The sequence below is a fragment of the Stutzerimonas tianxiuensis genome (assembly GCF_053470365.1).
Genome location: NZ_JBPVWS010000003.1, coordinates 16,049 through 24,619 on the forward strand (window position 1 = coordinate 16,049; position 8,571 = coordinate 24,619).

Annotated in this window: 8 protein-coding genes; 6 read left to right on the plus strand and 2 right to left on the minus strand. The window is 60.4% G+C overall.

All coding sequences use genetic code 11. From position 1 onward, the window contains the following. Nucleotides 1-30: 30 nt before the first annotated feature. From ACSSNI_RS05220 to ACSSNI_RS05240, 5 genes are all read left to right on the plus strand, one after another. Nucleotides 31-1,569: a phospholipase D-like domain-containing protein gene (locus ACSSNI_RS05220; RefSeq protein ID WP_200637080.1), complete on the plus strand. Its 1,539-nt coding sequence runs from the start codon at nt 31-33 to the stop codon at nt 1,567-1,569. A gap of 267 nt (nt 1,570-1,836) precedes the next feature. Further along, nucleotides 1,837-2,382, plus strand: coding sequence for a c-type cytochrome (locus ACSSNI_RS05225; RefSeq protein WP_200637078.1), 546 nt, complete (start codon nt 1,837-1,839; stop codon nt 2,380-2,382). Nucleotides 2,383-2,399: 17 nt separating this feature from the next. Then, complete coding sequence (locus tag ACSSNI_RS05230) at nt 2,400-2,855, plus strand: DUF305 domain-containing protein (RefSeq protein WP_148924019.1); 456 nt, start codon at nt 2,400-2,402, stop codon at nt 2,853-2,855. After that, nucleotides 2,855-3,400 carry a hypothetical protein gene (locus ACSSNI_RS05235; RefSeq protein ID WP_200637076.1) on the plus strand — a complete coding sequence of 182 codons (546 nt, stop codon included), beginning with the start codon at nt 2,855-2,857 and terminating at the stop codon, nt 3,398-3,400. The genes ACSSNI_RS05230 and ACSSNI_RS05235 overlap by 1 nt, the downstream gene beginning before the upstream one ends. 84 nt (nt 3,401-3,484) lie before the next feature. Continuing rightward, nucleotides 3,485-4,159, plus strand: a complete 675-nt coding sequence (locus ACSSNI_RS05240; protein ID WP_200637074.1) for a haloacid dehalogenase type II — start codon at nt 3,485-3,487, stop codon at nt 4,157-4,159. Nucleotides 4,160-4,178: 19 nt separating this feature from the next. Here the strand turns inward: ACSSNI_RS05240 and ACSSNI_RS05245 are convergent, their stop codons facing one another. Together ACSSNI_RS05245 and fdhF are read right to left on the minus strand one after the other, a co-directional pair. Further along, entirely contained in the window at nt 4,179-4,661 is a 483-nt protein-coding gene (locus ACSSNI_RS05245) for a hypothetical protein (RefSeq protein WP_102835467.1), read from the minus strand. Continuing rightward, nucleotides 4,661-7,624 (minus strand): formate dehydrogenase subunit alpha, encoded by a 2,964-nt coding sequence (gene fdhF, locus ACSSNI_RS05250; protein WP_200637072.1) that lies wholly within the window; start codon nt 7,622-7,624, stop codon nt 4,661-4,663. Before fdhF ends, ACSSNI_RS05245 begins: the two co-directional genes overlap by 1 nt. 287 nt (nt 7,625-7,911) lie before the next feature. Here fdhF and ACSSNI_RS05255 point away from each other — a divergent pair, with 287 nt between their 5' ends. Next, the gene (locus ACSSNI_RS05255; RefSeq protein ID WP_200637069.1) at nt 7,912-8,568 is read left to right on the plus strand and encodes a cytochrome c3 family protein; all 657 of its coding nucleotides are present in this window, start codon (nt 7,912-7,914) and stop codon (nt 8,566-8,568) included. Nucleotides 8,569-8,571 lie beyond the last annotated feature (3 nt).

Below are 8,571 nucleotides of genomic sequence, written 5' to 3' on the forward strand. Positions count from 1 at the left end.
TTGACTTTTACTGATGGCCGAGCCGGCCGCATGAACTGTCCGGACGGCTTCGGACGAGCACCCTACCTCCGGTCCGGCTCGGCGCACCGAACGTCGGTGGGCGGCGATACGCCCATATCGAGCTTGAAGGCGCGTGTCGACGCTCTGATCCAGGCCTCCACGCCCGGCCATTCGGGATTTCGTCTGCTGCTGTCCGGCGAGGATGCGTTCAATGCGCGGGCCGAAGCCATAACGCAGGCCACCGAGTCGCTCGACCTGCAGTACTACATTACCCACGACGGCATCAGCACACGCCTGTTGCTTGGCGAGCTGCTACAGGCGGCCAGCCGCGGCGTGCATATCCGGCTGTTGCTCGATGACTTCGCCAGCGATGCGCGCGATCACCGCATTCTGCTCAGCGCCGCCCATCCCAACATCGAGATGAAGGTGTTTAACCCGCCGAAAAAGGGCCGCAAACGAGCCATTACGCGACCTTTGGGTCGCCTGCTTGAGCTCCCTCATCAACATCGGCGGATGCATAACAAGCTGCTGCTGGCTGATCGCAATCTGGTCGTCATGGGCGGGCGAAACCTCGGCGATGAATATTACGATGTCGACGCTGATCGCAATTTCGTCGACATCGACCTGCTGTGTATCGGCGCCGTGGCCAGCGATCTGTCCGGCAGTTTCGAGGAGTACTGGCAACATTCACTGGCCGTACCCATCGATCAATGCCTGCGTAAATCCATCAGGCGGTTCGGACGAAGGCAGCAACCTCGGCCCCTGGCGCAGGAAATAGACGATGCCTGTAATCAGGAGCCGGGCCAATGCGCGCAGCTGACCGCTTACCGTCAAGCGCCACAGCTCGGCACATGGCTGGATCAATTGGTCTGGGCGAAGGGCACAGCGCTGTGGGATCCGCCCGGCAAGCTTGCGACGGCCACGGTGCCCGACGAGGACGAGATGATGACTGCACCGTTGCTGCCCGTGGCGCAGGCCGTTCGACGGGAACTGGTGATGGTGTCCGCTTACTTTGTGCCCACCCGAGCGGGGCTGGAGTATCTAAGTAATTGTGCAGGTAGGGGTGTGTCGGTTCGGATTCTGACCAATTCGCTGGAGGCGACGGACGTGCCACTGGTACACGGTGGCTACCAGCCCTATCGCGCGGCTCTGTTGCGCGCCGGCGTAAGGCTGTTCGAGATGCGGAAAAAACCGGCAACGCACTCGCGCTACAGGCTCGCCGACACGCCGGTGAGTCTGCATAGCAAAGCGGCCGTGTTCGATGGTCGTCAGGTATTCATCGGCCCTCTGAACCTGGACCCACGCTCGGTACTGTGGAATTCCGAGGTGGGCGTTCTGATCGACAGCCCGACGTTGGCCAGTGCTGTACGCCAGCTGGTGGCTGAGGGGCAATCCGGAACCGTGAGCTACGAAGTCGAACTCGGCGATTGTAGTCAGAGCGCCGGGCTTGTCTGGAACTATGAGGATGACCAAGGCCGCGCGCTCAGGCTCAAACGTGAACCGGCCAATCCATGGCGTCGCTTCAATGCCTGGCTGGCGCGCTTTTTGAAGATCGAGGCCTATCTGTAGTTCAAGCCGCACTCGGGAGGATCCAGCTCTCGGCAGAGCATATGTCTCTCCTAAATGATTGGAGGCGCGATGCACTGTAGGGATGGAAACAACCAGTGAATGCGCACCAATTATGTCTCTGACATTCAACTCAGAGATGAAGAACCGCTTCGTTTTAATGATCTACATTACGTTTTTGTCAGTTAGCGGAATTGCCAGCAACTAACCTCCGCGCAGTTATGTCTACGCCATAAGCAAAGCCACTCACTCAATGGAGGTAATGAGTACATGGAAAACTCCAGAGGCTCCTTTACCAAAGGCATAGCGGCAGGCGTGGTGTTAGCTGCTTTACTTGCCTTGTTACTCATGTTGTTCGTGGCCTATACCGGCTCATACAACATCGCCGCTTCCCAGGATCATTCACCCTTCGTTCGGTGGTTGTTCTCCACCACCATGAGTAACTCAGTGGCGGCCAGGGCCGATGAGTTGGAAGCGCCTCAAGAATTTTCCGAAGAGCAGGTCGAGGCCGGCGCAGAACACTACAAGGCAATGTGCGAACACTGCCATGCAGGCCCCGGTGTCAAACGAGCCGAGTGGGCCACGGGCATGCTGCCGCAACCGCCGCACCTGGTTGAGGAGGCTGCACATTGGCAGCTAAACGAGGTGTTCTGGCTGGTCAAGCATGGCGTTCGTATGTCGGCCATGCCGGCTTTCGGCGAAACGCATGAGGATGCCGAGCTCTGGGATATTGCCGCTTTCGTAAAGCGGCTACCCGGTATGACCAGCAGCGAGTACGCCGCACTGGGTCAGCAAACCGGCACGCATAAGCACTAATAAAAGGAAACGAGATAATGCAAATGTCCTATTGGCGCTTTGCCGCCATGATCGCAACTTCTACCGTCGTGATGTTCGGCCTGATGTACCTGAACACTTATGCCTTCGAGCATATTTTCTGGAGCGAAACCCGGGCATGGATGGCGCTTCTGATGGGCGCCGTTATGGCGGTGATCATGCTGAGCTTTATGCTCAATATGTATCAGAAGAAGGGCGTCAATATCGCCATATATATTGGCAGCATTGTTGTATTCGCCTTGACGCTCTGGGTAATTAGAAGCCAGTCCACGGTAGGCGATACGGACTATATGAAGGCGATGATTCCCCACCATTCGATTGCAATCATGACCAGCGAGCGCGCACAGATTACCGATCCGCGCGTGCGCAAACTGGCTGATGAAATCATTGCGGCGCAGCGTCGCGAAATATCCGAAATGAAATACTTGATCAACGAACTCGAGAGGGTCGACTGATGCAACTTCATATGCACCGGAGCGGCTCTCGTTCGCTCGCCTGGAAATTGCTCACGCCGCTTGCCGCACTGTTGCTGACCGCCTGTGGCGACCCTGCGCCTGGGGAAGGTGTTAAAAAGCCGCTGATGAGCGGACCGACACCAGAGGTTGTCAGTGCGCGCGAAGCGGTGGGCACGCCTGACATTCCGACGATTGATCCGCAGACGCTCGACGTAGCCGAAATCGACAAGGTGCTGGGCGCAGGGCCGCGCTGCATTTTTGCCTACACCGCCGAAAGCGCGCCTGTTGTCGCTCTTGGGTTGACGGGTGACAAAGCTGGCCAAGGCGTGATGAAGGTTCATGGCCGGTTGGTGAAGCTCGCGGCGCAGCGTGCCGAGGCCGGTGGTTTCGCGCTGAGCACTGATGGCATGTCGGTCAGTATCAAACCCGCTGAGATAGCGGGCGACCCTATGCCAGCCAAACTCACGGAAGCCGATATGGTATTCGAGCTGGAGCAGGGGCTACGGGTTGGCTACCGCGGCTGGTATCGCTGCACCACGCCGTGATCCCTGCGCGATAAGCAGCGATCCGCGCCATTGCCATCCCATGAGGGTCTTTTGGCCCTCCACCGATCCGTGTAGGAGGAGAGCATGCTTCGCCACCTTGTGTTCGATGTAAACGAGACGTTGCTGGACGTTGCCGCGCTTGATCCGCTCTTTGAGCGCCTTTTCGGTGATGCTAGTAGCCGTGTCGAATGGTTCCTGACCTTGCAGGAGGGCTGGATGACCGCGACCATCATTGGCCGCTTTCAGCCTTTCGCTGATCTGGCTCAGGCCGCATTGGTCGTGGTCGGACGCCGGCACGGGGTCGAGGTGAGCGAAGCGCATTGTCAGGAGCTGGTAGAGGGCATCAAGCGGCTGCCGGCCCACCCGGATGTGCGCCCCTCGCTGGAACAGCTGCGCGACGCGGGATTTCACCTGACCGCCCTAAGCAACGGCAGCCTGCAGGCGCTACGGCAGCAGCTGGAGACGGCGGGGCTGGGCAAGAGCTTTGACGCTGTTCTGTCGGTCGAAGAAACACAGCGCTACAAACCGGCAGCGGAGCCGTATCGAATGACTGCCGAGCGCCACGGTATAGCGCTGGGAGAAATGATGATGGTCGCGGCTCATGCCTGGGACATCACCGGCGCGGCGGCAGCAGGTTGCCGGACCGCGTTCATCGCGCGTCCGGGCAAAGTGCTCAATCCGGCCGGAAGCCAGCCGGATCTGATCGGTGATGATCTGCAGGATTTCGCCGCGAAGCTGCTGGCCGGGCGTCAGGCTTAACGCGAGATAGCACTCGGTTTTATTGCTCCGTCTTCTTGCCGCTAAAGGCGGTGATCGGCTTTTCCGCTTCCTTGTCCAGTCCGCTGGCAAAGGTCTTCAGCCCCTCGATGATGGGCATCAGCGCAGCCCATAGTTCGTCGTCGTGCAGCATCTTGTAGGCGCCGGTCACACCCGGCGCTTCGTCGTGCTTGTCGTCCGGCTGGTACCGGCCAACGGCTGCAAAGGCGGACTGGAAAGCGAACACGGTTTTGTAGAACTGCGCGGGCTCGATGCGGGACAGCGCCATGCCGAGGATCGACAGGTTCTGCATGGCGTTGAGCGAGCCTTCCTTGCTCATGCCATCCACCAGCACCTTGAGCAGTTGTTGCTGCGAGCCGGCCAGATCGTTAGCGAAGCGCAGGATGCCGCCTTGATGCAGGGTTTCCAGCAGGGTATCCAGTTCTTCGCGGGCGGTCGGCTCGGTCGGGGTCGGCTTGACGTCGTAATTCAATCGTTGGGCCATCAGAATCTCTCCGGGTGCGGGGCTTGGGCGGGCGGTTCGACGTAGTCCTCGCGATACCACTTCACCTCGACGGGCACGCCATCGTTCGGTGTGCGATGGGCGTTGCGGAAATTGTTCGACGGCAGCGGCGGCTCGCCTTTCTCTGGCAGTACTTCCAGCTTGACCGCGGTTTCCTTGTAAGCCGGCGTGTTCACATCCGGGTCGTGATGTTCACCGGTGAGCAGGTTCAACCCGGGTTTGCCCTGGTGGATGGGCATGAACAGCGTGTTACCGGCGACGCGGTCAGTCACCGTGGCACGCACTTCTACTGAACCGCGCCGTGAGGTCACACGTACCCATGTGCCGTCCTCGATGCCGCGCTCGGCGGCCAGCTCCGGGCTGACTTCGACGAACCAGTTCGGCGCCTGCGACCAGATGCGTGGCCCGCGCCCGGTCTGATTGGTGCTCTGGAACTGCTCGAGCATGCGGCCGTTGTCGAGCATGATGTCGTACTCGCTGTCGGCCGCTTCGGCGGGCGCCTTCCATTCCAGCGGGAAGAGCACGGCCTTGCCGTCATCGGTGTGGAACCGCTCGGTGTAGAGCAGCGGTGTGGTGCTGCCGTCGCTTTGCATCGGCCAGAACAACGATTGCCAGCCTTCCAGCCGCTCATAGCTGACGCCTTGGAACATGGTGGCGATGCTGGCGGCCTCGTCCATGATCTGGCTCGGGTGGGTGTAGCCCCAGTCATAGCCCATGCGCTTGGCGAGGTCGGTGAGGATTTGCCAATCGGGACGGCTGTCGCCGAGTGGCGGCAGCACCTGATAGAAGCGCTGAATGCGGCGTTCGGTGTTGGTGAAGGTGCCGTCCTTCTCCACCGAGGGAGAGGCCGGCAGCACCACGTCGGCGAACTCGGCGGTGCGGCTCATGAAGATGTCCTGCACTACCATGAAATCCAGGCTTTCGAAGCCGCTGTGCACGCTAGTGCTGTCAGCGTCGGAGAACGCGGTTTCCTCGCCGATGATGAACATCGCCTTGACCGAGCCCTCGTCGGCGCCCTTGACCATGGTGAAGTTGTCGTTGCCTTTTTCCAGCGACAGTTTCTCCTTGGGCACGCCCCAGGCTTTGGCCCACTTGTCGCGGTTCTTTTCCTCGGTGACCTTTTCGTAGCCGGGGTACATGTTTTTCAGGCAACCGAAGTCGCTGGCGCCCTGAACGTTGTTGTGGCCGCGCATTGGATAGCCGCCGGTGCCGGGCCGGCCGTAGTTGCCGGTAACCAGCAAGAGGTTCGACAGCGCCGTGCTGGTGTCCGAACCGTGACTGTGCTGCGTGATGCCCATGGCCCAGAGCAGGCACACGCTTTTCGCCTGGCCAATCAGCTCGGCGGCTTCGATCAGTTTTTCTTTCTCGATACCGGTGATCTGCGCAGCGAAGTCCATGGTGAAGGGCTCAAGCGACTGCTTGTATTCCTCGATCTGATTGACCCGTGCATCGAGGAACTCCTGGTCGGCATAGCCCTGCTCGAACATGTAGCGCGACAGCGCTGATGCCCAGACCATGTCGGTGCTGGCGTTGGGGCGCAGGTGAACATCGGCGCGCTCGGCCATCTCGTGCTTGCGCGGGTCGAACACCACCCACTTCTGGCCCCGGTGCTTTTTTTGCGCCTTCAGCTTGGAGGCAATCACCGGATGGTTTTCGGACAGGTTGCTGCCGACCATGACGATCAGGTCGGCCTTCTCCATATCTTCAATGGTGCCGGCATCCCCGCCATAGCCGACTGTGCGGAACAGGCCTTTGGTGGCCGGGTTCTGACAGTAGCGCGAGGAGTTGTCGACGCTGTTGGTACCGATGATCGCGCGGGCGATCTTCTGTGTGAGGTAGGCCTCTTCGTTACTGGCCTTGCTCGATCCGATGAAGCCGATGGCGTCCGGTCCGTGGTTATCGCGGATCTGCAGCAGACGATGGGCGACCAGATCGAGCGCCTCGTCCCAGCTGGCCTCACGAAACTTGCCGTTGTCGCGGATCAGCGGGGTGGTGAGCCGCTTCGGATCGTTGACGAAATCCCAGGCGAACTTGCCCTTGATGCAGGTGGATATACCGTTGGCTGGCGCATCGACCACCGGTTGCACTTTGAGAATATGCCGGTCGCGCGTCCACATCTCGAACGAGCAGCCCACACCGCAATAGGTGCACACGGTTTTGGTGCGTTTGATCTCCGGCTGGCGCCAATGCATGTCCAGCTTCGAGATAGCGGTGATCGGCCGCGCGCCGATGGTTTCCTCAAGCTTCTTGACCATGTCGATCATCGGCCGCTTCACATCCTGCGGCAGCGCCGTGAAGGGGCCGGCGTCGGGCTGCATGGTCTTTTCCAGCAGCGCGTTGCACGGGCATACGGTGACGCAGTGGCCGCAGCTTACGCAGCTGGATTCGTCGATCGGCTTGCCGCCATCCCACAGCACGCGCGGATGTTCCATGTTGAAGTCGATGGACAGCGTCTCGTTGACCTCGACGTTCTGGCAGGCTTCGACACAGCGGCCGCAGAGGATGCACTGGTCTGGATCGTAGGTGTAGAAGGGGTTGGAATGGTCCTTGTCGTAAGGCTTGCGCTTGAATTCGTAGCGCTGGATCGGCGGATTGATCTGCGCATAGGTGTTGTGCAACGTGCAGTCGCCGGTGTTGTGCTCGCACAGCGTGCAGTACAGCTCGTGCTTGGCCACCAGCCGATCCATGCCTTCCTCGCGCGCGGCCTTGGCCTCGGGTATCTGGCTGGTGACTTCGAGCCCGTCGTGCGCTTTCAGCGTACAGCCGCGCACCAGTTCGCCATCGACCTGAACCCAGCAGACGTCGCAGGTTTGTGGCGATCCCAGCGCGCGGTGATAACAGACGTGGGGAAGGTCGATGTCATGGCTGGCTAGAAAATCGATCAGCGGGGTGTCGGCATCGCCGTTGAGTGGCTTGCCGTCGAAATGGATCGTGCAGTTGCTCATCAGGCCTCCGTTTTTGTTGTCGGATGGGTGCGGATGGCATCCTGGCCTGGCGCCGGCACGGCCCGGCGGCTCCTGCGAATCCCAGCGCTCTAGCGCAAGGCTAGAGCGCTGGTTCCGGAAATGATTGTTCATAGCTGACTGACCGCCCGGCGCAAATGTTCCCTTCTGATCTGTGGGGTCTCCATGGCCTTTGGCACCTGGATCGCCGCTTCGATTGAACTCATGCGCCGGTGGGCGGCCAGAAACATACAGTCACATACGGATACAGTCAGGACGCACCCTCCCGGATGGCCCAGCTTTTCCCCCGCACCGCCGACATGTGGTTACGTCTGGTATTGCTCCTTTTGTCATTGGGGCTTGTCGGGGTTTTCGTCGCGTTCGCCATCCTGTCGCGCTCGTCCTATGTCACCGGCCAGGGTTTCACGGTCAACCAGCCGGTGCCTTTCAGCCATGAACATCACGCCGGTGCGCTGCAGATCGACTGTCGCTACTGCCACGACAATGTCGAGACCAGCCCGGTGGCGGGCCTGCCGCCAACTCACACCTGCATGAGCTGTCATTCGCAGATCTGGACCGGCGCGGAAATGCTCGCACCGGTTCGCCAGAGCTTCGTTCAAGGCGAGCCGTTGCGCTGGAATCGCGTGACCGAACTGCCGGATTACGTGTTCTTCCATCACGGTGTGCACGTTAACGCCGGCGTGGGTTGCGCCGAATGCCATGGGCAGGTCGACGGCATGCCGCTGATGAGCAAGGCGGAGCCATTCACCATGAGCTGGTGTCTCGATTGTCATCGGGACCCTGCGCCGCGCCTGCGCCCACGGGACGCGGTGACCGACATGAACTGGCAATACAAGGGCGACCGCCGGGAGCTCGGCGAGGCGCTGATGCGCCAGTACCACATCGGCAACGGCAACCTGACCCATTGCTACACATGCCATAGGTAGGCC

Bases quoted from the DNA above. Each gene is read 5' to 3' on its own strand.
- ACSSNI_RS05220 (WP_200637080.1), top strand. From the start codon at position 31: ATGAACTGTCCGGACGGCTTCGGACGAGCACCCTACCTCCGGTCCGGC.
- ACSSNI_RS05225 (WP_200637078.1), top strand. From the start codon at position 1,837: ATGGAAAACTCCAGAGGCTCCTTTACCAAAGGCATAGCGGCAGGCGTG.
- ACSSNI_RS05230 (WP_148924019.1), top strand. From the start codon at position 2,400: ATGCAAATGTCCTATTGGCGCTTTGCCGCCATGATCGCAACTTCTACC.
- ACSSNI_RS05235 (WP_200637076.1), top strand. From the start codon at position 2,855: ATGCAACTTCATATGCACCGGAGCGGCTCTCGTTCGCTCGCCTGGAAA.
- ACSSNI_RS05240 (WP_200637074.1), top strand. From the start codon at position 3,485: ATGCTTCGCCACCTTGTGTTCGATGTAAACGAGACGTTGCTGGACGTT.
- ACSSNI_RS05245 (WP_102835467.1), bottom strand. From the start codon at position 4,661: ATGGCCCAACGATTGAATTACGACGTCAAGCCGACCCCGACCGAGCCG.
- fdhF (WP_200637072.1), bottom strand. From the start codon at position 7,624: ATGAGCAACTGCACGATCCATTTCGACGGCAAGCCACTCAACGGCGAT.
- ACSSNI_RS05255 (WP_200637069.1), top strand. From the start codon at position 7,912: ATGGCCCAGCTTTTCCCCCGCACCGCCGACATGTGGTTACGTCTGGTA.